Annotated in this window: 25 protein-coding genes; 18 read left to right on the top strand and 7 right to left on the bottom strand. The window is 70.5% G+C overall.

Translation table 11 applies throughout. The features are described from left to right. Positions 1 to 261: 261 nt before the first annotated feature. The 9 genes from ACZ7CD_RS04380 to ACZ7CD_RS04340 all read left to right on the top strand — a co-directional run bounded on the left by ACZ7CD_RS04380 (position 262) and on the right by ACZ7CD_RS04340 (position 11,067). Positions 262 to 1,392 (top strand): SHOCT domain-containing protein, encoded by a 1,131-nt coding sequence (locus tag ACZ7CD_RS04380; protein ID WP_470378297.1) that lies wholly within the window; start codon positions 262 to 264, stop codon positions 1,390 to 1,392. Next, positions 1,385 to 5,095 (top strand): FkbM family methyltransferase, encoded by a 3,711-nt coding sequence (locus ACZ7CD_RS04375; protein ID WP_470372890.1) that lies wholly within the window; start codon positions 1,385 to 1,387, stop codon positions 5,093 to 5,095. The genes ACZ7CD_RS04380 and ACZ7CD_RS04375 overlap by 8 nt, the downstream gene beginning before the upstream one ends. A 70-nt stretch (positions 5,096 to 5,165) precedes the next feature. Then, positions 5,166 to 5,789 (top strand): hypothetical protein, encoded by a 624-nt coding sequence (locus ACZ7CD_RS04370; RefSeq protein WP_360397040.1) that lies wholly within the window; start codon positions 5,166 to 5,168, stop codon positions 5,787 to 5,789. Further along, positions 5,782 to 6,747 (top strand): hypothetical protein, encoded by a 966-nt coding sequence (locus ACZ7CD_RS04365; RefSeq protein WP_470378296.1) that lies wholly within the window; start codon positions 5,782 to 5,784, stop codon positions 6,745 to 6,747. The genes ACZ7CD_RS04370 and ACZ7CD_RS04365 overlap by 8 nt, the downstream gene beginning before the upstream one ends. After that, on the top strand, positions 6,744 to 7,868 hold the full coding sequence (locus ACZ7CD_RS04360) for an acyltransferase family protein (RefSeq protein ID WP_458429809.1): 1,125 nt from the start codon (positions 6,744 to 6,746) through the stop codon (positions 7,866 to 7,868). The genes ACZ7CD_RS04365 and ACZ7CD_RS04360 overlap by 4 nt, the downstream gene beginning before the upstream one ends. An 86-nt stretch (positions 7,869 to 7,954) precedes the next feature. Continuing rightward, complete coding sequence (locus ACZ7CD_RS04355; RefSeq protein WP_470378295.1) at positions 7,955 to 9,547, top strand: acyltransferase family protein; 1,593 nt, start codon at positions 7,955 to 7,957, stop codon at positions 9,545 to 9,547. A 314-nt stretch (positions 9,548 to 9,861) separates the two neighbouring features. Next, on the top strand, positions 9,862 to 10,236 hold the full coding sequence (locus tag ACZ7CD_RS04350) for a hypothetical protein (RefSeq protein ID WP_053732108.1): 375 nt from the start codon (positions 9,862 to 9,864) through the stop codon (positions 10,234 to 10,236). Between the two features lie 144 nt (positions 10,237 to 10,380). Continuing rightward, a complete protein-coding gene (locus tag ACZ7CD_RS04345; RefSeq protein WP_470378294.1) occupies positions 10,381 to 10,713 on the top strand; it encodes a hypothetical protein in 333 nt (110 codons plus the stop codon). A gap of 126 nt (positions 10,714 to 10,839) precedes the next feature. Further along, positions 10,840 to 11,067: a hypothetical protein gene (locus ACZ7CD_RS04340; protein ID WP_360397045.1), complete on the top strand. Its 228-nt coding sequence runs from the start codon at positions 10,840 to 10,842 to the stop codon at positions 11,065 to 11,067. A gap of 1 nt (position 11,068) precedes the next feature. Here the strand turns inward: ACZ7CD_RS04340 and ACZ7CD_RS04335 are convergent, their stop codons facing one another. Then, positions 11,069 to 12,850, bottom strand: coding sequence for a gamma-glutamyltransferase family protein (locus tag ACZ7CD_RS04335; protein WP_470378293.1), 1,782 nt, complete (start codon positions 12,848 to 12,850; stop codon positions 11,069 to 11,071). A gap of 19 nt (positions 12,851 to 12,869) precedes the next feature. Beyond that, a complete protein-coding gene (locus ACZ7CD_RS04330; protein ID WP_470372896.1) occupies positions 12,870 to 14,171 on the bottom strand; it encodes a UDP-glucose dehydrogenase family protein in 1,302 nt (433 codons plus the stop codon). 310 nt (positions 14,172 to 14,481) lie between these two features. Here ACZ7CD_RS04330 and ACZ7CD_RS04325 point away from each other — a divergent pair, with 310 nt between their 5' ends. Further along, a complete protein-coding gene (locus ACZ7CD_RS04325; RefSeq protein WP_458429814.1) occupies positions 14,482 to 15,240 on the top strand; it encodes an SDR family NAD(P)-dependent oxidoreductase in 759 nt (252 codons plus the stop codon). A gap of 97 nt (positions 15,241 to 15,337) precedes the next feature. Here the strand turns inward: ACZ7CD_RS04325 and ACZ7CD_RS04320 are convergent, their stop codons facing one another. Further along, positions 15,338 to 16,981, bottom strand: coding sequence for a TM0106 family RecB-like putative nuclease (locus ACZ7CD_RS04320; protein ID WP_470378292.1), 1,644 nt, complete (start codon positions 16,979 to 16,981; stop codon positions 15,338 to 15,340). An 82-nt stretch (positions 16,982 to 17,063) separates the two neighbouring features. Here ACZ7CD_RS04320 and ACZ7CD_RS04315 point away from each other — a divergent pair, with 82 nt between their 5' ends. Further along, positions 17,064 to 17,498 carry a DUF6474 family protein gene (locus tag ACZ7CD_RS04315; RefSeq protein WP_360397050.1) on the top strand — a complete coding sequence of 145 codons (435 nt, stop codon included), beginning with the start codon at positions 17,064 to 17,066 and terminating at the stop codon, positions 17,496 to 17,498. Here the strand turns inward: ACZ7CD_RS04315 and ACZ7CD_RS04310 are convergent. Then, positions 17,476 to 19,125 carry a BCCT family transporter gene (locus tag ACZ7CD_RS04310; RefSeq protein WP_360397051.1) on the bottom strand — a complete coding sequence of 550 codons (1,650 nt, stop codon included), beginning with the start codon at positions 19,123 to 19,125 and terminating at the stop codon, positions 17,476 to 17,478. The two genes, ACZ7CD_RS04315 and ACZ7CD_RS04310, sit on opposite strands and share 23 nt — an antisense overlap. A 58-nt stretch (positions 19,126 to 19,183) precedes the next feature. Here ACZ7CD_RS04310 and ACZ7CD_RS04305 point away from each other — a divergent pair, with 58 nt between their 5' ends. Genes ACZ7CD_RS04305 through ACZ7CD_RS04290 form a run of 4 tightly spaced genes read left to right on the top strand, consistent with a single transcriptional unit; the run spans position 19,184 to position 22,035 of the window. Continuing rightward, on the top strand, positions 19,184 to 19,699 hold the full coding sequence (locus ACZ7CD_RS04305; RefSeq protein ID WP_360397052.1) for a hypothetical protein: 516 nt from the start codon (positions 19,184 to 19,186) through the stop codon (positions 19,697 to 19,699). Between the two features lie 49 nt (positions 19,700 to 19,748). After that, positions 19,749 to 20,477: a YcnI family copper-binding membrane protein gene (locus ACZ7CD_RS04300; RefSeq protein ID WP_360397053.1), complete on the top strand. Its 729-nt coding sequence runs from the start codon at positions 19,749 to 19,751 to the stop codon at positions 20,475 to 20,477. A gap of 8 nt (positions 20,478 to 20,485) precedes the next feature. Beyond that, positions 20,486 to 21,019 (top strand): copper resistance CopC family protein, encoded by a 534-nt coding sequence (locus tag ACZ7CD_RS04295; protein WP_470378291.1) that lies wholly within the window; start codon positions 20,486 to 20,488, stop codon positions 21,017 to 21,019. Next, entirely contained in the window at positions 21,016 to 22,035 is a 1,020-nt protein-coding gene (locus ACZ7CD_RS04290) for a copper resistance D family protein (RefSeq protein WP_458429817.1), read from the top strand. The genes ACZ7CD_RS04295 and ACZ7CD_RS04290 overlap by 4 nt, the downstream gene beginning before the upstream one ends. On the opposite strand, the gene ACZ7CD_RS04285 is transcribed toward ACZ7CD_RS04290, so the two are convergent. Next, positions 22,028 to 22,861, bottom strand: a complete 834-nt coding sequence (locus tag ACZ7CD_RS04285) for a LysR family transcriptional regulator (RefSeq protein WP_470378396.1) — start codon at positions 22,859 to 22,861, stop codon at positions 22,028 to 22,030. The genes ACZ7CD_RS04290 and ACZ7CD_RS04285 overlap by 8 nt on opposite strands. A gap of 88 nt (positions 22,862 to 22,949) precedes the next feature. Here ACZ7CD_RS04285 and ACZ7CD_RS04280 point away from each other — a divergent pair, with 88 nt between their 5' ends. Continuing rightward, complete coding sequence (locus ACZ7CD_RS04280; RefSeq protein ID WP_470378290.1) at positions 22,950 to 23,669, top strand: SDR family oxidoreductase; 720 nt, start codon at positions 22,950 to 22,952, stop codon at positions 23,667 to 23,669. 87 nt (positions 23,670 to 23,756) lie between these two features. Here ACZ7CD_RS04280 and ACZ7CD_RS04275 read toward each other — a convergent pair whose 3' ends face one another. Then, positions 23,757 to 24,035, bottom strand: a complete 279-nt coding sequence (locus ACZ7CD_RS04275; protein WP_360397057.1) for a hypothetical protein — start codon at positions 24,033 to 24,035, stop codon at positions 23,757 to 23,759. 157 nt (positions 24,036 to 24,192) lie between these two features. Continuing rightward, positions 24,193 to 25,575 carry a helix-turn-helix transcriptional regulator gene (locus ACZ7CD_RS04270; protein ID WP_360397058.1) on the bottom strand — a complete coding sequence of 461 codons (1,383 nt, stop codon included), beginning with the start codon at positions 25,573 to 25,575 and terminating at the stop codon, positions 24,193 to 24,195. A 218-nt stretch (positions 25,576 to 25,793) separates the two neighbouring features. On the opposite strand from ACZ7CD_RS04270, the gene ACZ7CD_RS04265 reads away from it, so the two are divergent. After that, complete coding sequence (locus ACZ7CD_RS04265; protein ID WP_360397059.1) at positions 25,794 to 26,057, top strand: hypothetical protein; 264 nt, start codon at positions 25,794 to 25,796, stop codon at positions 26,055 to 26,057. A gap of 13 nt (positions 26,058 to 26,070) precedes the next feature. Continuing rightward, complete coding sequence (locus ACZ7CD_RS04260) at positions 26,071 to 26,430, top strand: hypothetical protein (protein WP_035909125.1); 360 nt, start codon at positions 26,071 to 26,073, stop codon at positions 26,428 to 26,430. Positions 26,431 to 26,615: the final 185 nt, after the last annotated feature.

Below are 26,615 nucleotides of genomic sequence, written 5' to 3'. Positions count from 1 at the left end.
GAACGCAGACCGCGCCGCGCCGACCGGACGATCCGGGGCAGCACCGCGTGAACGCGGGAAATCGATGATCGGCCCGCACAAGCCGAGCAGAACGCCGACAGCGCCCCGACCTGCGCCTTACGGAGACCGAACCCCGGCATGTGGTCAATGTGACGGTGCCTCCCACCACAACCAGGTCACGACTTGAGAGGCCGGAACGATCGGTTCTACGAGCACGGGCACAATGTCCGGGTCATGTACGCGCGGAAGGGGGTGCCAGGGGTGACCTGGCAAGACGAGCTGCAGAAGCTCGACAACGAACTCGCCTCTGGTCGGATCTCGGCTGATGACTACCGCCGCCGCAGGGACGAGATCCTCGCGGGCTCGGCGGGTGGTTCCGCGGTTCCGAACCAGCAGCAGCAGGCGCCGTTCGCTCCCCCGTTCAAGTGGGAGGCGGTGCCGCCCAACGCGCCCAGCGCGGACGCGACCCAGGTCGTGGGCACTCAGCAACCGAAACAGCAGCCGCAGCAGCCGCAGCAGCAGCAGAGTGCCAACCCGGATGCCACGCAGGTGGTGAACACGCAGCAGCGGCCCAACGCCGACGCCGAGCGCACGCAGTTCGTGACGCCGGTCGCGCCGCCGAGCTGGCAGGCGCAGCCGAACTGGCAGGGGCAGCAGGCGCCGCCGCCGTGGGTCGGTGGTGACTTCGACCAGATCAACCAGCCGACGCCGGGGTGGACACACGGGCCGGAGGTCTTCGACGACAGCAGTGGCAAGGGCGGCAAGGGCAAGGTCATCGGCATCGTCCTCGCCGTGCTCCTGCTCGCCGGTCTCGGTTTCGGCGCCTACTGGTTGTGGGGTCGCGGCGGTGACAACAGCGCGGGTGGCCAGACGAGCACCCCGCCCCCGACGAGCACCACGCAGAGCGCGCCGCCGGACCCGATCCAGGTGGGCAAGGTCGCCGGCAACCCGCAGGAACGCAAGGACATCACGAACTTCACCCAGATCGAGAACCTGAAGCCGCCGTACCTGACGCCGGGTGAGGTCACCGCGTACAAGACCGCGGGTGGCGCCAAGTCGAAGCTCAGCCTGGCCACGCCGGCCAAGGGTGCGAACACCACGATCATGATCGTCACGGCGACCGACAAGGTGGCCGCGAACAACGGTGTGCTGGAGCTGAAGACCATCCAGGTCACGAACGGCATGCAGGAGATCACCTCCGACGTGCCGGAGAAGGCCGGCGCGACCCAGGTGGACGCCAAGGACGGTCAGCCCGCGCGCATCCGCGGCCACTACTCGAGCGACAAGTACATCGTGCGCATCGACGTGACGGCGGCGAGCCTCACCGAGGCGCTGGCGCTCTTCAAGGCCGCGGCGGAGACCCAGCTCAAGGCGATGCCCGCTGATGCCTGAGGTCACCGCCTGCACGGTGGTCGCGCAGAACTACCTGCCGGCCGCCCGTGTTCTCGCCCGTTCCTACCTCCGGCACCACCCCGGTCACCGGTTCGTCATCCTCGTCATCGACGCCGAGTGGGACAGCGCCGTCGACGAGGACGGCGTGCGGGTGGTCGGCCCGGCCACCGCGGGCATCGACGAGCTCGACTACCTGCGGATGGCCACCGCGTACTCGGTCACCGAGCTCGCGACGGCGGTGAAGCCGTACCTGCTGCGCCGGCTGCGCGGCGGGTCGGACGTCGTCATGTACATCGACCCGGACATCAAGGTGTTCGCGCCGATGCCGGAGCTCGCCGAGCTGGCGGTGGAGCACGGCATCGTGCTCACGCCGCACTTCCTGGCGCCCCTGCCGCGTGACGGCAAGGAACCCAGCGAAGCGGTGATCATGGGCACCGGCATCTTCAACCTGGGGTTCGTGGCGACCGGTCCGGGTTCGGAGCCGTTCCTCGACTTCTGGGCGGAACGCCTGCGGCACGACGCGATCGTCGCGCCCGAACGGCAGCTCTTCACCGACCAGCGCTGGGTCGACCAGGTGCCCGCCCTGTTCCCGAACCACGTGCTGCGCGACCCCGGTTTCAACGTGGCGTACTGGAACCTGCACGAGCGGCACGTCGAGAAGAGGGGCGAGACCTACTTCGCCGACGGGCACCCGCTGCGGTTCTTCCACTTCAGCGGCTACCGCCCGGAGCACCCGTGGCTGCTGACGTACCACTGCCAGCGCAAGCCGCGCATCCTGCTGTCGGAGAACCCCGGTCTCAAGGCGATCTGCGACGACTACGGAAGTGCGTTGCAGGCCAACGGGTACGCCGAAACGCTCGACGCGATCCCGTACGGCTTCAACAAGATGGCGGACGGCTCGAAGCTCACCCCGACCATGCGCTCGATGTACCGCAGCGCGTGGATTCGCGCCGAGGTGCCGCACGAGCGGGTTTCCAAGCACGACACGGAGATCCCGCCGCACGCGTTCGGTGCGGACGGCGGGCGGGCGTTCCGCGAGTGGCTGACCTCGCCGGCCACCCCTGGACAGGCCGCCGCCGGCCTGAGCCGCATGACGATGTCCGTCTACGAGGCGCGCACCGACCTGCAGCTCGCGTTCCCGGACGTGCTCGGCGCGGACGCCGCGGACTTCCGCAGCTGGTGCCGTGCCTCCGGGATCTCCGAGGGCATGCTGCCGACGTGGGGCCTGCCCGGTGAGCCGAAGCCGGTGCGCGAACCCGTCGACGAGTTCGGCGTGAACCTGCTCGGCTACCTGACCGCGGAGCTCGGGCTCGGCGAGATGGGCCGGATCGTGCACGACGCGATCGACCTCGCCGGTGTGCCGATCGTGTCCGTGGTGGAGGACCGGCTGGTCTCCAACCGCACGGACGTCGACGACCCGGAGACGCTCGGCGACCCGCGGTTCCCGGTGAGCGTGCTCGCCGTCAACGCGGACCAGACCAAGGCCGTGCTCGGCAACCACCCCGGTGTGGGGCACCACCGCTACCGCATCGGGCTGTGGGCGTGGGAGCTCGAGGACTTCCCCGAGTGGCTGCACGCAGCCTTCGCGCTCGTCGACGAGGTGTGGACGGTCAGCGACTTCTGCCGCGACGCCATCGCGCAGCACTCGCCGGTGCCGGTCAGGACGATCCCGGTGCCGGTGCGCGACCCCGGTGAGCCCGCCCCTGCTCCCACCGGTCCGGTGCAGTTCCTCTTCGCGTTCGACTTCAACAGCATCGGGCAGCGCAAGAACCCGTGGGGCGCGGTCACCGCGTTCCAGAAGGCGTTCGAGGGCCGCGACGACGTCCGCCTGGTCATCAAGGCGATCAACGGCAAGCTGCACCCGCTCAGCGCGGAACGCCTGCGCGTGCTGGCCGCCGGCGACCCGCGGATCGAGCTGCTGGAGCGCTACCTCAGCGTCCAGGAGCTGCACGACCTCTACGCGAACAGCACCGCGTACGTCTCGTTGCACCGCAGCGAGGGCTTCGGGCTGACCGTCGCCGAGGCGATGGCCCGCGCGCTGCCGGTGATCTCGACCGACTACTCGAGCACCACCGAGTTCTTCGACTCGAGCGTCGGCTGGCCGGTGCCGTACGAGCTGGTCGAGGTCGGCAAGGGCAACTTCCCGTACCACGAGACCGCGGTGTGGGCCGATCCCGACCTGGACGCCGCCGCGCGGGCCATGCGGGAGATCGCCGACGACCCGGCGGAGGCACGCCGCCGCGGCCTGGCCGCGCGGGAGCACATCCTGCGCACCAGGTCGATGGACACCGCCGCCGAGTGGATGCGCGAGCACCTGGGCAACGCCTACGAGAGCTGGCGGGGCCGGCGGTACGCCACGGCGGCTCCCAGCCCGTCGGCCGACCCGTTGCAGCCGCTGCGCGAGTCGAAGCAGGCGCTGCTGTGGCAGCCCGAGGCCAGTGCGCCGTCCCGGTTGCCGGGTGCGCCGGCGATGCGGCGGGCCGTGCTGCGCGTGATCGACCACTACGACGTGCACCAGCGCAAGGTGATGGGCGCGCTGGTGGACGGCGTCGAGGACACCGCCGGGCAGATGCTCGCGCGCATGGACTCGATGGAGCGCTCGCTGACCCACCGCCTCGACGACGTGGCGAAGAGCGTCGCCAAGACGATCGAGCGGATCGAGCGGCTGGAGCAGGTCCCCGCTCCCGACGTGGACGGCGTGCTGCGCGACCTCGCCAAGGTCAACGAGGACGTCGCCAGGGTCGGCACGGACGTCACCGAGGTCAGCCGGGCGGTCGGCTCGGTGCGCGAGCAGCTCGCGGACGCCGAACGGCGCAACCACGAGATGTTCGCCGACCGCGACGTCCGGATCGACCAGGACGAGCTCACGCTCCAGCAGGTTCGGCGCGACCTCACCGCGGTGCACGAGGCCGCGCGGCTGGACCACGCGCCGGTGCCGCGGGGCGCCCAGGTCGTGCTCTGCGACGTGGGCTCGCTGCTGGTGCCCGAGGACGACGTGGTGCTGCCGTGGCTGACCTACCACCGCTCGTGGGAGGTCAGCGAGGCCGACCTCATGGCGGAGCTGGTCGGCGACGGCGCGTTCCTCGACATCGGCGCGCACGTCGGTTACCACACGCTGCGGCTGCTCCAGCGGTCCTCGGCGCCGATCACCGCCGTGGCGGTGGAGGCGAACCCGGTGACGGCCGAGTACCTGCGGCGCAACGTGGCGACGGTCCTCCCGCCGGCGGTGGCCGACCGGGTGACCGTGCTGTCCATGGCGGCGTGGGACACCGAGACCGAGGTCGTGCTCGTCCAGGAGGAGGAGTTCAACAGCGGTGACCACCGGGTGCACGACGCCGGCGACGGCGTCACCGGTGTCACGGTCCCCGCTGTCCGCCTGGACAGCCGCGCGGAGGTCACCCGGCAGCGGATCAGCCTGGTGAAGGTCGATCTGCAGGGCCGCGACCACCGGGCCCTCGCCGGGCTCACGGACGTGCTCGAACGCGACCGTCCGCACGTCGTGTGCGAGTTCTGCCCGGACGCCATCGGCGAGCTGGGCGACGACGCGGCGCAGGTGCTCCTCACCTACCGCAAGCTCGGCTACCAGCTGACGCCGGTCGACGACAACGGACCCGTCGCGGGCGAGCGGTCGGACGACGAGCTGATCAGGATGGCCGACGAAGCCGAGACGAAGTTCATAACTCTCTGGCTTCGCCCCCTCTGAGCTGCGCCGATCTCGTACGATCTGTCCCGGCTCGCGACCATCGGTGTGAGCCGGGACATGGGGGTCGTACGTGACCGGGAGCAGCCAGGGCGCAGCCGTGCGCCGCAACGGCCTGCGCCATGCGGTCGGCACGGCGGTGGTCGTGGCGGTGCTCCTGGTCATCGGTGGTGGCAGCTGGCTCGCCTGGGGTCGTGACCTCGAACTGGCCGGTGCCCGCGACGCCCGCCCCGTGGGTGAGGCCGGGCGCGTGCCCGCCGACCGGCTCGCGCTGGCCGACATGGGCGGCGTGCACGAGAACTACCAGCCGATCCGCACGTTCGGCGGTGTCACCAAGGTCGGCTTCCTGACCGACGACGAGGTCGTCGAGTACGCCGACGCCGACGCCTCCGGTGCCCGCATGGCGGTGTCGATCTACCCCGAGGGCAAGGCCACGCTCGCGGTCGTGCAGGTCCGCGACGCCGACGCCGCCCGGGACCTCGCGGCGGAGCTGGCGGACCTCCAGGAGGAGTACGGCCTGAAGCCGGCCGAGACCCACGTGCACCGCTCCCGCGACGGCCTGCTCACCCGGACCGTCTACACGCACGAGGACCTCGTGGTGCGCCTCGAGGTGCGCGGCAAGACGTCCCGGTGGGTGCGGGAGAAGACGGCCGAGCTCGTCGAGGCGCAGCGCGAGGTGCTGGCCGCTGATGAGTGAGCCCGTCACCCAGCCGGTCGTGGCCGTGACCGCGCGGCCGCCCGGCCTGCACGCACCGGTCGCGCTGGGCACCGCCCTGGTCGCCTACAGCGTCCTCGGCGGGCTGTGGCTGAACCGGCACGGCCACTCGCCGGAGTGGCTCGTCGTCGTGCGGGAGTGGGTCAACCGGCCGCTCGGCCTCGGTGAGGACTTCGGGCTCCTCGGCCTGTCGCTGCTGCTGGTGTGCGCCGGGCACCTGCTGTTCGCGCGGGCGATGAGCACGGGGCTGCCGAGGTTCCTGGGACGGCTGGCGTGGCAGGCCGGTCTGCCGCTGGTGGTCGCGGTGGTGCTCGGCGTGCTCTTCTCGCTGTTCGCCGACCCGTTGCCGCTGGTGGTCGACTACCGGGAGAACCCGCCGGCCCTCGCGGTGCTGGCGGTCGTGGTCTTCGCGGTGCTCTGCACGGGGTCCGCGGTGCTGCTGCCGCGCAGGCCGGTCGTGGCGGTCGCCGCGCAGCTCACCGTCGTGGTCGTGCTCCTCGTGGTGGCCGGGGTCGCGGACCTCGACCAGCTGGCGATCCTGGCCGCGCTGGTGGCGCTGCCGATCTGCGGCGAGCTGCAACTGCTGCTGCGCACGGGGCTCGGGCGGTTCTGGGAGGTCGCGCCGCTGGTGCTGGTCTGCTTCGTGGTGCCGGCGGTGACCGAGCACCTGTTCCGCACGGCCGCCCTGTGGTGGTTCACCGTCGCCGCGGTGGTCGCGTTCATGCTGGTGCAGCTCGCGGTGAAGGGCGAGCCGCACACCGCGCGGCCGCGGCCGGTCGACTGGCTCGTCAGCCGCGCCTTCCCCCTGGTGCTGCTGTGCGGTGTGCTGGCCTACCCGCTGCTGGGGCTGCTGCCGCTGCCGTTCAACTACCTCGTGGCGTTGCCCGTGTGGGGCCTGGGGGCCGAGCTGCTGCACCGCTGCTTCGGGAAGTCGACATGAACACGCTCACGAACGTGCCCACGACCGCGCAGGCCCGCCCGCGCGCGTCCGGCGGCTACATGCACGGCCTGGACCTCCTGCGGGTGATCGCGTCCACGGTCGGCGTCTACGTGCACACCGCGAACTGGTTCGCCGTGAACCAGCGCGAGTTCTCGTTCAGCGACTTCGTCCGGACGGTGCTGGCCGACCCGCTGCAGCTCAACCCGCACCTGTCGTTCACCGACGTCACGATCTTCATGGTGATCAGCGGCATGGTGGTCACCCACGTGGCCGACCGGGAACGGCCCGGTCAGTTCCTGCTGCGCCGCTTCGGCCGGATCATCCCGCTGCTGGTGGTGGTGCTCGTCATCTCGGCGGTGCTGATCAACCTCGGCGTGTTCCGCGCGGAGACCAAGCAGACGTCGCTGAGCTTCCTCGACGTGCTCACCGGCGTGACGCTGGCGGGCTTCTTCACCACGCCGACCGTGATCCTGGTCGGCGTCACCTGGACGTTGCTGCTGCAGATCACGTTCTACTCGTACGTGGCGGCCACGATGCCGTTGCTGCGGCGACGACCGTGGCTGCCCCCGGCGGCCGCCGCCGCCCTGATCTGCCTGACGCTCTCGCTCGCCAGCGGCCCGCAGTCCGATGCGGTGCACCGCATCGGTGTCATCGCCTGCTTCATCACGCTGATCTTCATCGGCCAGCTGATCACCCTGGTCCGGTCCGGCAAGGTGCACGTCGGCACCGGCCTCGCGATCGGCACCGTCCACTTCGGCCTGTTCGTCTGGGCCGACAAGCTCGGGGGGTACGCGTACTCGGGCGGCGGCATGGTGCGCACCGCGTTCCTGTGCATCCTGCTGGTGCTCGTGATGATGTACGTGGGCGGTCCGGTCACCAAGTCCGCGTTCGTGAAGGCCTGGTCGGCGCGGACGTACGCGATCTACCTGATCCACCCGGTCTGCATCTACCCCACGCTCGCCGCGCTGGCACCCCAGATCGGCAACGTCCCGGCGCTGCTCGTGGCGCTGCTGCTGACCGCCGCCGTGACCGAGGTCCTGCACCGCTACGTGGAGATGGCCGTGCACCGGCGCATCCGCCGGTGGGAGAAGAAGCGGTCCGCGTCCGCCCCTGCGCGCTGATTCACGGCCGGACGACCGCATCGCGGCGCCGCCGACGTCGTTGTACCCGCTGGACGGGGGACGGCGGGCTCCCCTGGCCACTGACGGTGCCCGGCCCGTTACTCTTCTCGCCGCAACGGCGGTCCGGGACCGCACGAGGGCGAAGGGGGTCGGTCCCGCTGGAGTCACCAGCACGCACCCAGACCGGCGCTGACCAGGCACGTTCCGAGAAGACGCGGGTCGCGTTCATCGACATCGGCCGGGCCGTCGGCGCCCTCCTGGTCTTCTACAGCCACATCGCGGCCCAGTGGGTGGGCAAGCGCGACGAGGAATCCCGGTTCTTCGACGTGCTGAACGCCGTGTCCAGCGACCCGTTCCACATGTCGCTGCAGGGCATCGGCGAGGTCGCCGTGCCGTTCTTCTTCCTGGTCAGCGGGTTCGTCGTGACCCCGATCGCGCTGCGGCACGGCCAGACCCGCTTCGGCCTGAACCGGCTCTCGCGCGTCTACCCGCCGATGATCTTCACCGTGCTCCTGACCGCGCTGCTGATCACCGTCGGCGGCGGTCTGCTCGCGACCGGCCAGGCCCAGACGATCAGCGCGTGGACGCTGTTCACGAACTCCGTGCTGGTCAACTACCTGATCTTCCCGCAGGTCGTGCTGGTGGGCGTGGCCTGGACGCTGATCGTCGAGGTCATCTTCTACCTGGTGCTGATCCTGCTGATCCCGGTGCTCAAGCGCTGGGTGTGGTTCGGTCTCGCCATCGAGCTGACCTTCGTGTTCATCGTGCTGATGAGCCGGGCCCAGTTCGGCAAGTCGTGGTCGCTCTTCGCCGTCAACGTCTCGTACCTGCCCATTCCGATCATCGGCCAGATCATCTGGGCGACCACCACCAAGCGCATCCCGCTGTGGGCCGGCGGCGTCTACACGGCGCTGGCGTGGTCGTTGTACGTGCTCGGCGACCTGCTGAAGCTGGGCCGCGTCGACAACTCGTACAGCCTGGCGCTGGCCATCGCGGTGATGTGCTTCCTGATGGGCCTGTTCGCCGAGCCGCGGCTGCGCGAGCGGAAGTTCTGGATCGCGCTGTCCGAACGCAGTTATTCCATCTACCTGCTGCACGGCCTGATCGCGTTCGCCGTGCTGGACCTGCTGCGCCCGGCCGTTCCGCTGCTGCCGGCGGTGGTGATCGCCGTGGCGGCCACGTTCGCGTTCGTCGAGCTCAGCTACCGGTTCGTCGAGAAACCGAGCCACAAGCTCGCGCGCAGGCTTTCCCGGCCGTCGCCCAAGCCCAAGCCCAAGCCCACGCCCGCGCCGGAACCAGAGCCGAAGCCGGCGCCGGAGGCAGCGGCCCCCGTGGCGGAGGAGAGCACCGAGATCACCCCGGCGCGGGAGCACCGGGACTCGCGCGCGATCGTGGCGGCCGAGGTGACGATCGAGCTGCCGCGCGTGCGCAAGCGGGCCGTTCCCGCCGTTCCCGCCGTCGCTGCCGCGGAGGACGAGGACCACACGCAGGTCCTGCCGCGCGTGCCGAACTACCCGACCACCGACCCGGACGAGGGTTCCCGCCGCCGGCGACTGGACGACAACGCCCGCGGGGCCGTGACCGTGGCCGCATTGCTCGCCGAGCAAACCCAGAGGGAACAGGCCAGAAAAGATCACCGGTCCGAGCGGCGCAGCCGGGAGAATCGACCGGCTCAGTGAGTCGCTCCCACTTGCAACCGCCGACGAGTGCTAGACGTCTACCTGTGTAAGTCACCGTTCGGAGGCGACACATGTGGATCAGCGTGACATTAGTCACATTAGGTGGTTTGGCGTTCTTGACGCGAACCGTGACGGCCGTCCTGGCCGTTTCCTCTCGCAAGAAGATGAATGACTACGCTAAGCCACAAACGTCCACCAATTGAGATACTCGTTCGGCCTACGGCTTACGGGCGAACGTTGACTTACCGTACGATCCTTTCGGGTCGTATGACTGAACGGTCACCTGATGGGGACCTCACAGGGGTAGGTGCGCCATGGACCACGCACTGAGCAAGGTCATCGAGCTGCGCGAAAACGGGTTTCAGTTCCTGCACCTGAGGGACGACGCCGGGCAGCTCGACCGCATCATGGCGTTCAAACAGCGCAGAGGGTTCATCGACTCGATCCTCTTCTGGTCGGAGACCGAGGCCCGCGCGGGACGACTGCCCGCGGTGCGCGACTCGGCCAGGCCCGCGCAGGCCGTCTGGATCTACGAGGGCCCGTTGATCGAGGCCGTGGACCGGTTGCTGGACCTGCCGGAACCGGGTGCGCGCAACGCGCCGTCGTTGATGAAGGCGACCGCGTCCGATCTGGCCGTCGTGACGACGCTGCCGTTCAAGCTGAAGCTGCCGCCCGGCGCCATCGCCTGACGACGTGCCGGTCATTTCCCAGTCGCCAATTGTTGCGGCGACTTCGAATGCTGCGCCGAACAGCTCACCGAACGTGTGAAGAACTTCCCCCTCCCGGATTACGCAGCTTGATGTAGAGGGGCCGGGTGCGGAACCTTCGCGCCCATGAACCTCAGGAAGACCGTCGCGGGGGCCGCCGTGGCCCTCGGCAGCGCCACCGTCATGCTCGGCCTGGGTGGCATCGCGCACGCGGACACCGCGAACGCCAACGCCCACACCGCTCCCGACCTGGGTGGCCAGCTCGGTGACGTCGCGTCCGTGGGCGACCTCGCCTCCGTCAACACCAAGGACGTCGACGGCAAGGTCCAGGCGCTCAACGCCCAGCAGCCCGACGTCAACGCGCTCGTCGAGAACGTCGACTCCAGTGCGACCGCGACGCTGCTGGGCCTGACCGAGCCCTCGGGTGTGCCGACCGGCAACGCCTCCGTCGACATCTGATCGTCGGCATCTGATCGTCCGCCGCTGAACTGACCAGTTCTTCCTGACCGGAGCGGCGCCCGGTTCCCTCCCCCTCGAACCGGGCGCCGTTCCACTTTCTCCAGCACCTGAAGAGAGGGAACCGCCGTGCGCCTGAAGAAGATCGTCGCCTCCGCCGGGATCGCCGCCGGTGCGCTGGCCGCGTTGGCCGGCACCGCGAACGCGAGCCCGCAGGCCGTTCCGCAGCTGCCGCAGCTCGACCCGGTCACGCAGCTCAGCGAGCTCGGCGACCGCGCGGGTGTCACGGCGCTGCACGACCTCAACGGTCCGAACGTGACGGCGGTGCACAACGGCACCGCGCTGGTGGAGGGCTGAGCTAGCGACCGACCGCGTACCCCTGTGCGCCGCGCGGGTTGGCCCCGGCGCGCAGGAGCCCGTCCGCGGCGTCCCTGGCCACGGCCGACATCCGGCCGAGGGTCCACTCGCCGGCGTCCACGACCTGGTGGCCACGCGCACGCAACGCTGCCAGCACGTCCACGCCGGCGCGTGACTCGATGACGAGCTCCCCCGGTGTCCAGGCCCGCGGGTAGAACGAGCTCGGGAACGCGTTGGAGTGCCACATCGGCGAGTCGATCGCCTCCTGCAGGTTCAGCCCGGCGCGGTGCGCGAGCCAGAAGCCGAGCTGCCACTGGTCCTGCTGGTCCCCGCCGGGCGTGCCGAACGCCAGTGCGGCCTCCCCGTCCCGCAGCGCCATCGACGGCGACAGCGTGATCCGCGGGCGCTTGCCGGGGGCGAGCGAGTTCGGCAGTCCCCGGTCGAGCCAGAACATCTGGGCGCGGCTGCCCAGGCAGAACCCGAGCGACGGGATCGTCGGCGAGGACTGGAGCCAGCCGCCGGACGGGGTCGCGGAGACCATGTTGCCCCAGCGGTCCACGACGTCGACGTGCACGGTGTCGCCGCGCGTCACGCCGGAGCGCGCCACCGTCGGCTCGCCGATCGCACCGGTCGGGTCGGACACGGGGGTGGCGGGTCCGCCGGTGATGTGCCGGGGCAGCACGGGTGCGCGGCCGCCGGGCGAGCCGGGCCGCAGCTCGTAGGAAGCGCTTTCCCCGATCAGGGCACGGCGTTCGGCCGCGTAGGAGCGGGACAGCAGGATGTCGAGCGGGACGTCGCCGACGTCGCCGTACCAGGCCTCGCGGTCGGCGAACGCCAGCTTGGCCGCCTCGACCGCCAGGTGCACGGTCTCCGCGGTCGGCCTGCCGTCCACGTAGGACAGGTCGTAGCCCTCCAGCAGCCGGAGCTGTTGCACCAGAACGGGTCCCTGCGTCCACGCGCCGGCCTTGACGAGCGTCCACTCGCCGAACTCCGCGGTCAGCGCGTCCTCGTACGACGCCTCCCACGAGGCCATGTCCGCACCGGTCAGCACACCGGCGTGGTCGCGGCCGGAGTCGTCGCGGTGGGCGGTCCGGCAGAACTCGTCGACCTGGGCGGCCACGAAGCCCTGCGACCACGCCCTGCGCGCGGCCTCGATCTGCGCCTCGCGGTCGGCGCCCGCGGCCTCTCCTGCGGCGAGCAGCCACTCCCAGGTGTCGGCGAGCTTCGGGTTGCGGAACCGGCCACCGCGCGCGGGCAGCGCACCGCCGGGCAGCCACTGCGCGGCCGAGGTGGTCCAGTGGTCGCGGAAGAGGTCGGAGACGCGTTCGATGGTGTCGACCACGCGGTCGAGGAGCGGGAACCCGTCCCTGGCGTAACCGATCGCGCGGTCGAGCACCTCGCGCAACGTCTTGGTGCCGTGGTCGCGCAGCAGCGTGAGCCAGCCGTCCCACGCGCCCGGCACGGTCGCCGCCAGCAGGCCGCTGCCGGGGATCAGGTCGAGGCCGAGGCCGGTGTAGTGGTCGATCGTGGCGGCGGCGGGCGCGACGCCTTGGCCGCTCAGCACGCGCGGGGCGGACCCGGCCTTCGCGAAGATGATCGGCACCTCGCCGCCGGGGCCGTTGAGGTGCGGTTCCACGACCTGGAGCACGAATCCGGCGGTGACGGCGGCGTCGAAGGCGTTCCCGCCGTCCTCCAGCACGGCCATGGCCGCCGAGGAAGCCAGCCAGTGGGTCGAGCCGACCATGCCGAAGGTGCCGACGAGTTCGGGGCGCGTGGTGAACACCCCATAAAGGTACGCGGGGCTAACTAAATTGCGTGACTCCGAGTGACGCACGACCCACGCCCGAATGGAGCAGCCCCGCGCGGGCCAGCGCCTCCGCGTCCAGGTGGTTCCGGGAGTCGACGATCGTGTGACCGTCCATGAGCTCGGCCACCCGCGACCAGTCGAGCGTGCGGAACACCGGCCAGTCGGTCAGCAGCACGACCGCCTCGGCGCCCTTGACCGCCTGGTACGGGTCGTCGACCACCAGCATCCCGGTGATCGGCCCGCTCACCTCCGGGTCGTGGGCGGTGAGCTCGGCACCCTCCAGCACCAGCTGTTCCGCCACGGCCAAGGCGGGCGAGTCGCGCAGGTCGTTCGTGCCGGCCTTGAACGCGAGCCCGAGCACGCCGATCCGCACTCCGGCGAGCGTTCCACCGCAGGCGGCGCGGACCTTCTCGACGACCCGCAGCTGTGCGCGGACGTTCGCCTCGATCGTGGAGCGGACCAGTCCGAAGTCGACACCCGCCGCCTCGGCGATCTGCACCATCGCGTGCGTGTCCTTGGGCAGGCACGACCCGCCCCAGCCCGGTCCCGGCCGCAGGAACGACTGCCCGATCCGCTTGTCGTAGCCCATGCCCTCGGTGACCGACTCAACGTCGGCGCCCAGCCGTTCGCACAGCTCGGCGACCGCGTTGACGTACGAGAGCTTCATCGCGAGGAAGCAATTCGCGGCGTACTTGACCATCTCGGCGCTGGCGGCGTCCATCAGCACGGTCGGGGCGCCCAGCTTGGCGAACAGCGCCGCCACCCGCTCGGCCGCGGACGGCGAGTCCGACCCGACCACGATCCGGTCCGGGTGCAGGAAGTCGCGCACGGCAGTGCCCTCGCGCAGGAACTCGGGGTTCGACACCACCGCCACGTCCTCACGCCCGAGCAACGCGCGCACGCGTTCCGACGTACCGACGGGCACCGTGGACTTGGTGACCACGACCGTCCCGTACGGCAGCACGTCGCGGATCTCGGCGGCCACGGACTCGACGGCGCTGAGGTCGGCCGCACCACCCGCGCCCATCGGCGTCGGCAGGCAGAAGAACACGACGTCGGCGTCCCGCACCGCGGGAGCGGCACCGACGACGAACTCCAGCCGTCCGGCCAGCCGGCCCTCGACGACGAGCTCGGCGAGCCCCGGTTCGAGGATGTCGACCTGGCCGGCGCGCAGTCTGACCACCTTCTCCGCGTCGACGTCCGCGCACACGACGCGGTGTCCCAGTGATGCGAGGCAGGCCCCCGTGGTGAGTCCCACGTAGCCGGTGCCGACGACCGCGATGCGACGGGCGAACATGCGGGTGACCCTGACATCCCCGGTTGGCCGCTCGGGGAACACCGTACGACTTTCGTCGTAGCTGACCGTGACAGATCTCCTCCCAGAGGTCTACCGGCGCGGGCGATGTTTCGAACACCGTCGAACGGCACAGTTCAAGGCATGGGAGTTCTGCTGATCGCAATGATCTTCATCGGCCTCGCGGTGCTGGCAGCGGTGCCCCTGGTGGCGCTGCTGCACCTGTCCGACCGTTGACCCGGTCCGGGGGTCGACCACCGGGTAACGAGCGTTAACCTCCTCGCGAGCAGTTCGCTTCGAGGAAGGTGAAGGCATGGAGATCTCGGGTACCGCGGCCATCGTCACCGGTGGCGCGTCCGGTCTCGGCGGCGCGACCGCACGTGCGCTGGCGGCGCGTGGAGCGCAGGTGTTCGCGCTCGACCTGCCCGGCGCGATCGAGAAGGCGGAAGCCGTCGAGAACGTCACCTACCTGGCCGCCGACGTGACCTCCGGCGACGAGGTCCAGGCCGCCGTCGACACCGCGGCCGGCTCCGGCGCCCCGCTGCGCATCACGGTGAACTGCGCGGGCATCGGCCCGTCGACCAGGACCGTCGGCAAGAGCGGCCCGCACGACCTCGACCTCTACCGCAAGGTCGTCGAGGTCAACCTGATCGGCACGTTCAACGTGCTGCGCCTCGCCGCCGCCGCGATGGGCAAGACCGAGGAGCTCGAGCACGGCGCCCGCGGCGTCATCATCAACACCGCCTCGATCGCCGCGTTCGACGGTCAGATCGGTCAGGTCGCCTACGCCTCCTCCAAGGGCGGCGTCGTCGGCATGACCCTCCCGGCCGCGCGCGACCTGTCCTCCGTCGGCATCCGCGTGCTGACCATCGCCCCCGGCATCGTCGACACCCCGATGCTCGCCACGGTCTCCGACGAGTTCCGCGCGGGCCTCGCCGCCGGTGTGCCGTTCCCGAAGCGCCTGGCGCAGCCGTCGGAGTACGCGCAGCTGGCCGTGTCGATCGTGGAGCACGACTACCTCAACGGCGAGGTCATCCGCATGGACGGCGCCCTCCGCATGTCCCCTCGCTAGCCCCACGCGCCTGCTTCTCGAGTGCACGCGGGGAGCTTTCGTACTCACATGAGGTACGAAAGGTCCCCGCGTGCGTTCGGCGTGGGCGGGCGGCGCGTCAGAGGTCGCCGGCGTAGGGCAGGCGGGACATCGCGTCCGAGGTCATCCACTCGCGCAGGCGGTGGGTGGCTCGGACGTCGTCCTCGTTGTACTCCAAGAGCCTGCGTCGCTGGTCGAGGTCGAGCGGGTCGCCGTTCAGGCCGACCGCGGACCGGTACCAGCGCATCGAGTTCTCGCCGCCCGCCTCCGGGTCGCGCCACGTGAAGCCGGCGACCGGGGCGATGATCTTCAGTCCCTTGCCGTGGGCGCACAGGAACTGCTCGCGCACGATGCCGAAGAGGTCCACCCACGCGTCGGAGCCGATGAACTCCTTGACCTGCGCCACGGTCGGGATGCCGGGCTTGCCGGCGAACCGTTCCGCGGACGCCAGCAGCCAGCGGTTCTCGGCGAGCTCGTTGTAGCAGTAGGCGCGGAACGACAGGCCGCGTGCCTTGGCGCGCAGGCGGATGCCGGTCAGCCAGGTCCAGAACTCGGCGAACGAGCGAGCCTCGTCGTCGCACGGCAGCGCGTCCCACGTGACGAACGCGCGGTAGCCGTGGTCCTCGTCGACGTCCTTGCCGGACAACAGACATCCCCACATGTACGCGCCCAGGTCGCCGAAGCTCTCCATGTCGACGTCGACCTCGACGTCGGCGCGCGGCACGTTCATCTCCCGCACGCGGCGGACCAGCGTGAGGTCGCGCAACCACGCCCGCGCGAGCACGACCGCGTCGCCGAACGGCATGCCGACGAGCTGGATCGGGCCGTCAGAGGCCGGGTCGAGCTCCGCCAGCTGGTCCACAGTGGACAGACCGACCCTGCGCAGCGCCACCGCGTCCTCACCGCGCACGACCAGTGAGACGTCCCTGCCGCGCTTGAGGTCGGTGTCGCAGGTCGGCCACCACGGGCAGGTCTTGCAGTCGACGATCCGCGACGGCTTGGCGAGCGGGTCCTTCTGGTTCGCCGCCGCCAGCGCCACGGCCAGCCGGTCGGAGAACCGCGCGTCGTACTCGGCCAGCGCGGTGCGTCCGCCGGGCCAGGTCGGTGCCTCCAGGTCGTGCCACAGCACCACGTCGGCGTCCATGCCGATCACGCCACCGGTCGCGCGGGCGTTCGTCGCGTGGCCCGCGGCCTGGAGCTGGCGCTGGGCGTGCGCGAGCCGCAGCTGGTCACGGGGCTGCGGCCGGACCTTGCGATGCGGGTCGGTGCGGCTGCCGCCGGGCAACGGCATGGTCAACGGGCTGGTGCGCGCGCCCTGGCCGGGGTCGGTGATCTTGTGCCGCACCACGAGCACCGGCACGTACCCGGTCGCGTCCTTCACCAGCAGGTCGATGCCACCGCGACGGCCGCCACGCGGGTCACGCGGCAGTGCGGCGCCCCAGATGTAAGGCGCGCCCATCTCCATCGCCGCGAGCGTGACGCGTTCCCGGTCCGCGGTGCGCACCTCGGGACCGTTCGGCACCTCGAAGAGGTTAGAGCCGACGATCCGCCCGAGGGCGTCCGCCACCGCGCGGCGGTGGTTCGCCGCGTCCGCTTTCCGTTGTTCCGAAGCCGGGTCCAGCGCCGCTTTGGGAGCGTCGCGCATCTCCGGATCGTTTTCGAGGTGCACCCGCCGCCGACAACGAGTGACCACGCCGGCGTCTAGCTGCACCTGGGAAGTCACCGGTGCAGCGTATGTCGCGCGCCGACCTCATGTGCCAGCAACCTGGGCAGTAAGTTTCACGTGACGGAGGAGGTGTACCCGAATGGCGCGCAAAGCGAAGGCCGGATTCACGCCCGGCAGGGCGAAGAACCTGGTCGGCGTCGCGAAGGTGGTGGCGCCCGCGCTCATCCCGGTGCTGGCCCCCGTGATCGCCCGCGGAGCTGGGGTTTTGAGCGAGCAGTACGACCGCTACCGCGCACGGAGGCTCGGCATCGACGTGGCCGACATCGGCCGGTACTCCGGTTACGGGGCCCGGTTGCACGCGCGGATCGTCGGCTTTTCGGAGTCGCTCGAGACGGTGCGGGCCGCGGATTCCGATTGGGTTTCGAAGACCGAGGCGCGCCTGTCGCAACTGCTCGCCGCCGTGCGCGCTTCCGAACGCATGCCGACGGCCCGGCGCAAAGCAGCGCACCGGGCCGTCGGAACCGATCTGGACGTGTTGGAGCAGGAACTGCTCAGGCGTCTGAACGTGCGCTGACGTTCGGCGTGCGCCCGGTCACCTTGGCCACGGCCTCGACCGCCGCCTCCTCGACCACCTGACCGGGGTCGAGGTGGGCGGTGACCTCCTCCATGACCTCGGCCACGCGTTCCTCGCGCCGGATCATCGGGTCGGACCGCAGGTCCTTGGCCAGCGAGACGCACAGGCCGACCATCACGACCATGAACGGCAGCGCCGCGATGATCGTGAGGTTCTGCAGGCCGGTCAACGCGTTGGAGCCGCCGACCAGCAGCATCACCGCGGCCACGGCACCGGTGAGCACGCCCCAGAACACCACCACGGCCTTGGTCGGGTGCATGGAGCCCCGCTGGGAGAGCGTTCCCATCACGATGGACGCGGCGTCGGCGCCGGACACGAAGAAGATGGCGACGAGGATCATCACGACCACGCCGGCCACGGTGGCCAGCGGGAACTGGTCGAGCAGCGAGAACAGCTGCGACTCCGGCGTCGACTGGCCCGCGAGGTCCACACCGGACCGCTGCTCGAAGATCGCCGAGCCGCCGAGGATCGCGAACCACACCAGCGACACCGCGGACGGCACGAGGATCACGCCGGCGACGAACTGGCGGATCGTGCGGCCGCGCGAGATGCGGGCGATGAACGTGCCGACGAACGGCGTCCAGGAGATCCACCACGCCCAGTAGAAGATCGTCCAGCCGGACAGCCACGTCTCGGTCGCCTCACCACCGGAGGCGGCGGTGCGACCGGCCATGTTGGCCAGCTCGCGGAAGTAGTCGCCGAGCGCGGTGGGCAGCAGGTTCAGGATGAACACCGTCGGGCCGACGACGAACAGGAACAGCGCCAGCACCACGGCCAGCACCATGTTGGTGTTCGACAGCCACTGGATGCCCTTCGCGACCCCCGAGACGGCGGATGCGACGAACGCCACGGTCAGCACGGCGATGACCGCGACCAGCACGCCCTTGCCGACCTGGCCACCCCACCCGGCCGCCTCCAGCCCGCTCCCGATCTGCAGGGCGCCGAGACCGAGGGAGGCGGCCGAGCCGAACAGCGTGGCGAAGATCGCCATCACGTCGATCGCACGGCCCCACCCCGACGCGGCCCTGCGACCGAGCAGAGGGGCGAAGGCAGCGCTGATCAGCGACGACCGGCCACGGCGGAAGCTCCCGTAGGCGATCGCGATGCCGACGACGGCGTAGATCGCCCACGGGTGCAGGGTCCAGTGGAAGAGCGTGGTGGCCATGGCGGTCTCGAGGGGGTCGCCCTCGGTGCCGGGCGGCGGCTTCACGAAGTGCGTGAGCGGCTCGTTCACGCCGTAGAACATGAGCCCGATGCCCATGCCGGCGCTGAACATCATCGCGACCCACGAGACCGTCTTGAACTCGGGTTTCTCGTCGTCACGACCGAGCGGGATCTTGCCGTAACGGCTGAAGGCGAGCCAGAGGGCGAACAGCACGAAGCCGGACGCCGTGAGCACGAAGGCCCATCCCAGGTTCTGGATGACCCACCCGAGCGCGGTCTTCGAGGCCGAGGCCAACGAGTCAGTTCCGGCAATCCCCCAGGCCACGAATGCAAGCGTGAGACCTGCGGCAACGCCGAACACGACCCGGTCGGTGCGGCCCGGCCTGTCGCATTGGTTGTGCATGCGGCCCTAGATACCCACTCGTGGACCGATGCAAACCGGTCGCATTACCCTCAGATCCGTGAGCACCCGGTCGAGTGAGATGCGCACCCTTCGCGGTGCCGTTCTCGCGGTGACCTCGTCGGCGCTCACGATCGCCGCCCACGGCATCGGCGGTGGTGAGCTCGCGGAGTTCGTCCACGCGCTGCCGCTGGTGGTGCTGATCGCGTTCGCGGCGGCGTCGCTCGCGGACCGGCGGACCGGGAGGCTCTCGGTCATGGCCGGGCTCGCCACGGCCCAGCTCGCGCAGCACCTGCTGCTGACCTGGGTCAGCCACGAGCACACCGGCACGCTCACCTGGCAGATGTTCGGCGCGCACCTCGTCGCGGCGACGCTGACCGGGCTGTTGCTGTTCCACGCGGAGAACGCGCTGTTCCGGCTGTTCGCCGCAGTCACCCGCCTGATCCCCCGCAGGCTCACGCCGCAGCCGGTGCTCACGCCGGTGCGGACGTCCACCGGCACGCCCTACCTGCGGCGCGCACACGCCGCCGAGCTGAGCCGTGCCCACGGGCTGCGCGGCCCGCCCTGTGGTTCCTGACACCCACGCACCCGCATCTCCCCCCTTTGGCATCAGGAGCCACAACCACATGTCTGCACATCGCTTTGGCGTGCGCGCGCTCGCCGTCCTCGCCGTGGCCGGGTTCGCCGTCCTCGGCACCCCCGCGATCGCGTCCGCGCACGTCAGCGCCCAGCCCTCGGAGTTCACGCAGGGCGGCCGCGCCACGTTCGCGTTCCGCGTCCCGAACGAGCGGGACAACGCCGGCACGACCAAGATCGAGGTCACGCTGCCGCAGGACACCCCGCTCACCTCGGTGCGCACCCGGCCGCTGCCCGGCTGGAAGGCAGAGGCGGTCAAGGGCAAGCTCGACAAGCCCGTCACGGTCGCCGGCAAGGAGATCACCGAGGCGTTCACGTCGATCACCTGGACCGCGGAGCCCGGCACGAAGATCGGGGTCAACGAGTACCAGGAGTTCTACGTCGCCCTCGGCACCCTGCCGGAGAAGGACACCCTGCTGCTGCCGACGAAGCAGACCTACGAGAACGGCGAGGTCGTCGACTGGAGCCAGCCCGCGGGCGCCGACGGCAAGGAGCCGGAGCACCCGGCACCCGCGCTGAAGCTCGCCCCGAAGAAGGCGGACGGTGACGACCACGGCCACGGCTCGACGAACGCCGCGAACTCGACCGACACGCACGAGGCGTCGGCCGCCGGTTCCGACCAGACCGCCCGCTACCTCGGTGGCGCCGGCCTGGCCGTCGGTGCGCTGGGCCTGGGCTTCGGCATCGGCGCGATCCTGCGTTCGCGCAGGAAGGCGTGACCCACAGCATGAAGCGCGCACTCATCGCGTGCCTGATCGCGGGTGCGGCCGTGCTCACCACGGCCGCGCCCGCTTCGGCGCACAACGCACTGATCAGCAGCGACCCGAAGGACAAGGCCTCGCTGGAGGCCGGCCCGTCCTCGGTCACGCTGACCTTCGACCAGGACGTGCAGGGCGGCAAGGACATCAACACGATCTCGGTGGTGGACGCGAACGGCGGCCACTACGAGGTGCCGGGCGACCCGAAGATCACCGACAACTCGGTGTCCGCCCAGGTCAACGCCCTGGGCAAGGCTGGTCAGTACAAGATCGGCTACCGGATCCTGTCCGCGGACGGCCACCCGGTCTCCGGTGAGCTGACGTTCACGCTCACCAAGGACGGCACCGGTACGCCCACCACCCCGGCCAGCGCCGACGCCTCCGGCAGCAGCGACTCCGGTGGCGGCATCCCGCTGTGGGTGTGGATCGTCGGCGCCGTGGTGCTGCTCGGCGGCGGCGTGTTCATCGCCCTGCGCGGCGGCGGCGGGAGCGCCAAGGCATGAGCGACGTCCGGACCACCGCCCCCACCCACTACCGCGTGCTCGCCGGTCTGGTGTTCGGCGCGCTCGCGGGCATCGCCCTCGGCCTCGTGCTGGCGCCCCCCGTCGTGGTCGCCGGGGTCGTGGACGCCGGGGCGGCGGTCCGGTACGGCCTGCCGGTCACCCGCGTGCTGCTCGACGTGTCGGCGACGATCGTCGTCGGCCTGTCGATCCTGCCGAAGCTGCTCGGCTTCGACCGGCCCACGCACACCGAACCGGTCATGCGGATCGCCCGGCCCGCCGCGGTCGTCGCCGCGGCGGTCTGGGTGGTGACCGCGCTGCTCGCGATCGTCCTGCAGGCGGCGGAGCTGCGGCCGGGCAGCGACGTCAGCATCGGCAACGCGGTCGACTACATCGCCACGGTCGGCGCCGGCAAGGGCCTGCTGTTCAGCGCCGCCTGCGCGTTCGCGTACCTGCTGGTCGGCGTGCTGGCGGTGCGCAGCGGCGAGTCCGTGCCGGCCGAGCTGCGCATCCTGGTCTCGATGTTCGGCCTGCTGCCGATCCCGGTCACCGGGCACGCCTCCAACTGGAAGTACCACGACTACTCGATGGTCTCCATGGAGCTGCACGTGCTGGGCGCGGCGGCGTGGACCGGCGGGCTCGGCGCGCTGATGGCGCTGGTCGCGTACCGCAAGGGCCTGCTCGCCGTCGCGCTGCCGAAGTTCTCCCGGATCGCGACCGTCAGCCTGGTCGTCGTCACGGTGACCGGCCTGTTCAACGGTCTGCTGGAGCTGGCCCTCAACCCGGTCGTGCCGTTCCCGCAGTCGATGTTCACCACCGGCTACGGCCTGCTGTTCCTCGGCAAGGCGGCGTGCGCGGCCGCGGTCGCGGTGCTCGGCGCGCGCATCCGGTGGAAACTGCTGCCGCAGATCTCGCAGCACCGGACCACGGCGATCGTGCAGTGGGCGGTCTTCGAGATCACCGTCATGGGCCTGGCGTTCGGCCTGGCCGTCGTGCTGAGCCGCGCACCGGTCAGCTGACCCCGGTCGCGACCCTGACCAGGTCGGCGAGCGCCCGTGACCGGCTGTGCGGTGGCCACGCGATCACCGTGGTCACCTTCGGGGCGTCCACGACCGGAACGGCGACCAGCCCTTCGGTGAGCCTCGTGCGGAAGTCCTCCGGCACCACGGCGACGGCCCTGCCGAGCTCGATCATCTGGAACAGCTGCGTCAGGTTGCGCACCTCGATGCCGGGACCGTCCGGGTAGGTGCCGTCCGGACGCGGCCAGCGGGCCCGTTCGGCCAGACCGCTGACGTCCGCCATCCGCAGCTGCGCCACTCCCGCGAGCGGGTGCGCCGACGGCATCACCGCGACCTGGTCCTCGGTGTGCAGGACCTCCACGTCGAGGCCGGTCGTCGGGTCGTACGGCTCGTGCAGCAACGCCACGTCGGCCCGTCCGTCGAGCAGCGGGACGTGGGTGTTCGACTCGCACAGCAGGACGTCGACCGGCACGGCACCGGGCTGGGCCGCGTACACGTCGAGCAGCTTCGCCAGCACCTCACCGGAGCTGCCCGCCTTCGCGGCGAGCACCAGCGACGGCCGGTCGGCGGCCGCGTCCCTGGTGCGGCGTTCGGCCGCGACGACAGCGGCGAGGATCGCCCTGGCCTCGGCCAGCAGGGTCGCGCCGGCGGCGGTGAGCAGGACCTTGCGGCTGGTGCGGGTCAGCAGTTCGACGCCGAGCCGGTGTTCGAGCTGCGCGATGGTGCGCGACAGCGGCGGCTGGGCGATGCCCAGGCGTTCGGCGGCGCGGCCGAAGTGCAGCGCCTCGGCGACCGCGACGAAGTAACGGAGCTCCCTGGTCTCCACGCCGTCCACCGTATCCATACCGCTGGGGTATCGCTGCGACACCGAGGTGGTGTTGATCTTCACGGCCTCGCGGAAGACGATCAGAGACATGAGCGAACAGACGATTGCACTGGTCACGGGCGCGAACAAGGGCATCGGGTACGAGATCGCCGCCGGTCTCGGCGCGCTCGGCATGAGTGTCGGTGTGGGCGCTCGGGACGCCCGGCGTGGCGAGGAGGCGGCGGAGAAGCTGCGGGCGAACGGCGCGGACGCGTTCTTCGTGCCGCTGGACGTGACCGACGACGAGAGCGTGGCCGCGGCCGCGGCGCTGTTCGAGGAGCGGTTCGGCCGCCTCGACGTGCTGGTCAACAACGCGGGCATCGCCGGGTCGTGGCCCACGCCGCCGTCCGCCGCCACCCCGGCGGGCCTGCGGGAGGTGCTGGAGACCAACGTGATCGGCGTCGTCCGGGTCACCAACGCGGTGCTGCCCCTGCTGAGCCGGTCGGCACGGCCGCGGATCGTCAACCAGTCGAGCCACCTGTCGTCGCTGACCCTGCAGACCGCGCCGGACGCGGCCTTCCACGACATCGACGGGATCTACACGCCGTCGAAGACGTTCCTGAACGCCGTCACCGTGCAGTACGCCAAGGAGTTGACCGGCATGAAGGTCAACGGCGCCTGCCCCGGCTACGTCGCGACCGAGTTCAACGACTTCCAGGGGCGGGAGACGCCGGCGAACGCCGCGCGGATCGCGGTCGAGCTGGCCACGCTGCCCGACGACGGGCCGACCGGTGGCCTCTTCGACGGCGATGGTCCGGTGCCCTGGTGATGCGTTGTTCAACGTGAAACATCCGGGGTGACCGGGGCTGCACTCGGCGAGTGGTCCGTTCGACGCGGCGAACAGCGCGCGAACGGACTAGTCGGTGATCAGTCGGGCCGAAGATTCTTCGCGCATGCGGGCCAGGCGGTTCATCGTCCGCTGGCCGCGGCGGTCGAGCTCACGGCTGTCGATCCAGCCGTTGGCGTAGTAGCGGTAGTCCTGCGCGAGGGCGACGAGCTCGGCGAGGTAGTCGGCGGAACGCCGCCGGCGCTCCTCGTCGAACGACGCGAGCAGCGGCAGCTGGGTGTCCACGACCTCGTCGAGCAGCTGCGCGGACCGCAGCGCTCTCCGTGACCGCCACCTCCGAGTAAGCATCACGCGCCGCACCCCGCCCTTCGCCCCGACCTGCCGCACCTTAGGCCCTGTGTTTCCCGCCCGTCGATGCTGCATTCGTGTCAGGGGCTCCTGGCGTTACCGGTTCGTGTCCCACGCCATCCGAACGTGGTGCTATGGGGCCCAAACGACGTGCTGGTCAGGCAGCCGTGTCGGCTCCGGTGAAGCGGGCGACGCGGTCGGCCAGCTCGCGGGCCTCGGGGTTGTTGCGGCGCTTCTCGGCCTCCTGGCGCAACGGCTCCATGCGCTGCTTGGTGCGCACCGACTTGAGGCTCTCCGACAGGTCGACCGCCTGGCGGCCGATCTTGGCGCCGTGGTCGATGTCGCCCTCGATGAGGTGGTTGATCGACATCGAGGTCAGGTTGAACGACCGGCTGCGGGCCATGTCGTCGCCGAAGTTGTTGATCGCCTTGGACAGCGCGGGAATGGCGGTCCTCGTGTACTTGGCGTCCACCGTCTGAGCCAGCTCCGTGTGCACCGTGCCGATCATGGACGAGAGGTCGATCTCGTTGAAGAACTTGGCCCACGCGGGCGCCTCGGCGACGTTGGCGCGGGAGAACTCGTCGCGGGCGCGGCCGAGCAGCTTGAGCGCCTGCTCGTCGGAGCCCATCTTCGCGTACGCCCAGGCCTCGTTGGCGCACAGGATGCCCACCGCGAGCTCGGAACCGGAGTTCTGCGCGGCCAGCTGGCCGAGCTGGAACACCTTGAGCGCGTCGTCGGGGGCGTTCTGGTGCAGGTACACGCGGCCCATGCGGTACAGGATGTTCGCCATCAGCGCCTCGTTGTCGCCCTGCTTGGCGAGGTCGAGCGCCTGACCGAAGTGGTTGCGGGCGGAGTCCATCAGGCCCGTGTCGAACGACGTCCAGCCGGCGAGGTTGTGCAGGTCGGCCAGTGCGACGTAGAGGCGCTGGCGCACGACGTCCGTGGAGCTCGCACCGAGCATCTGCTGTCCCCAGGACAGCTGGGCGACGACCGCGTCGCGGCAGGAGCCGCCGCCGTACTGGTAGTCGAGGGCGCGCAACGCGCGGGTGGCCGCTTCCACCTGGCGCACGTCGGTCATGCCGATGCGTCCCGGAGCCGGAGTCTGTGTGGGGTGTGAGACCCACGACCCGGAGTCCGCTCCGAACACGGCCGCGCCGACTGTCACGGCGGCGGCGTGCGCGAGGAACTTCCGACGCTTCACCGACTCGTCCTCCTCAGGATGGGGTGTGTCCGCGGCTGCGGCCACCCTCACTGCCGTTGTCTCGTCATAGGCGAGACCCATGTATCCACGTGGGACACCCAGGCCGATGGCGATCCTGGTCAGGACGTCGTAGGCCATCACCTGACGTCCCTTGAGGATCTCCGAGACCTCGGACTGCGACTGCCCGGTGAGCGCCGCGATCTGGCGCTGGGACACGCCGTGCCGTCGGAGCAGCCGGTAGACCGAGCTGATCTCCCGTCGGGCCAGTGCGTCCCGCATCTCCTGCTGGTCCCACACGTCGGTGGGGATCGGAGAGCCCTGGGAACTCATGGTGTTCATCGCGCACCCTCACAGTCCGTTGGGCGTCATCGGCAGACTAGGGGGAGGTCCCCGAGCCCGAGAAGTCCTCTTCGGCAGGGCTGATCGGCCCTGCCGAACACCGCTTACCGCTCACCGTAAGAGTTCCACCGGTGGGCGCTGTGACGTCCCGTTCCGGCATGAATCATCGCAATCTGGATTCCGGTAAGCGAGTGAGCACGGAGAGGAACAGCCAACCGATGGACAGCTCCTCCCCCGGCTCCACCTCCATCGTGGAGACGGGTGACACCGGATCCACATGGCGCGGCACGACCGGGCAGCGTCGGACGTGGCAGATCAGCTGCGGCGACGTGGTCGACCGGGACCGCCAGCTCACCGTGAAGGTGGTTCAGGGCCGAGTGGTCCTGGTCGGCCCTCCCGGGGAGACGGCAGTCTTGTCCCACGACCAGCTCGTACAGCTCAGGGCTGCGCTACGCGAAGCCGCCGACCAGGCGGAAAGGTGACGGTGACGTTTCGATGGACGCGATCCTCGGACAGGTTCTTCGCAACGCTGTGTGGGAACGCCTCGACCTGCTCACGGAGCTGGCGAGCCGCGCTGACGCCCCGTCCCTCCTGTCGGTGGCTCGATCCGAGCTCCCTCGGCTGACCGAGGGATGGCGTGCTCTGCTGGCAGCGCACGAGCCGGACGAGAAGGGCAACTGCCCCGAGTGCTCCGGTCGTTGGCGCCAGCAGAAGTCACCTTGCTCGGTGTGGCGCGCCGCGTACGAACACCTGGTCGCGGGCGGTCTCGCCCCGCGCCCGGCTCGCCACCTGCGCGAGGCCCCGGTGACCCCTCCTGTCACCCGGACCCGCCGCGCGGTGGCTCGAGCCCACTAACGGGCCTTTGCGACCGACCTGGCGTCCCCCCGACACGACCAGGTCTGCAAACGGCCTACTGACCGGTGGTCCGCGATGTGCGAACCCCCGACCGCTGCATCGCGGACCCCGGTCAGCTCAACTCCACAGATTCCCGCGGGCCGGTGCCGTGCACCTTCCCTCCCGACCGGTACCGGTCCGCGGTC

It is taken from the genome of Lentzea sp. NPDC036949 (assembly GCF_055608075.1).
Note: the sequence above shows the minus strand (reverse complement) of the source record. Positions and strands in the feature narration are given on the sequence as shown.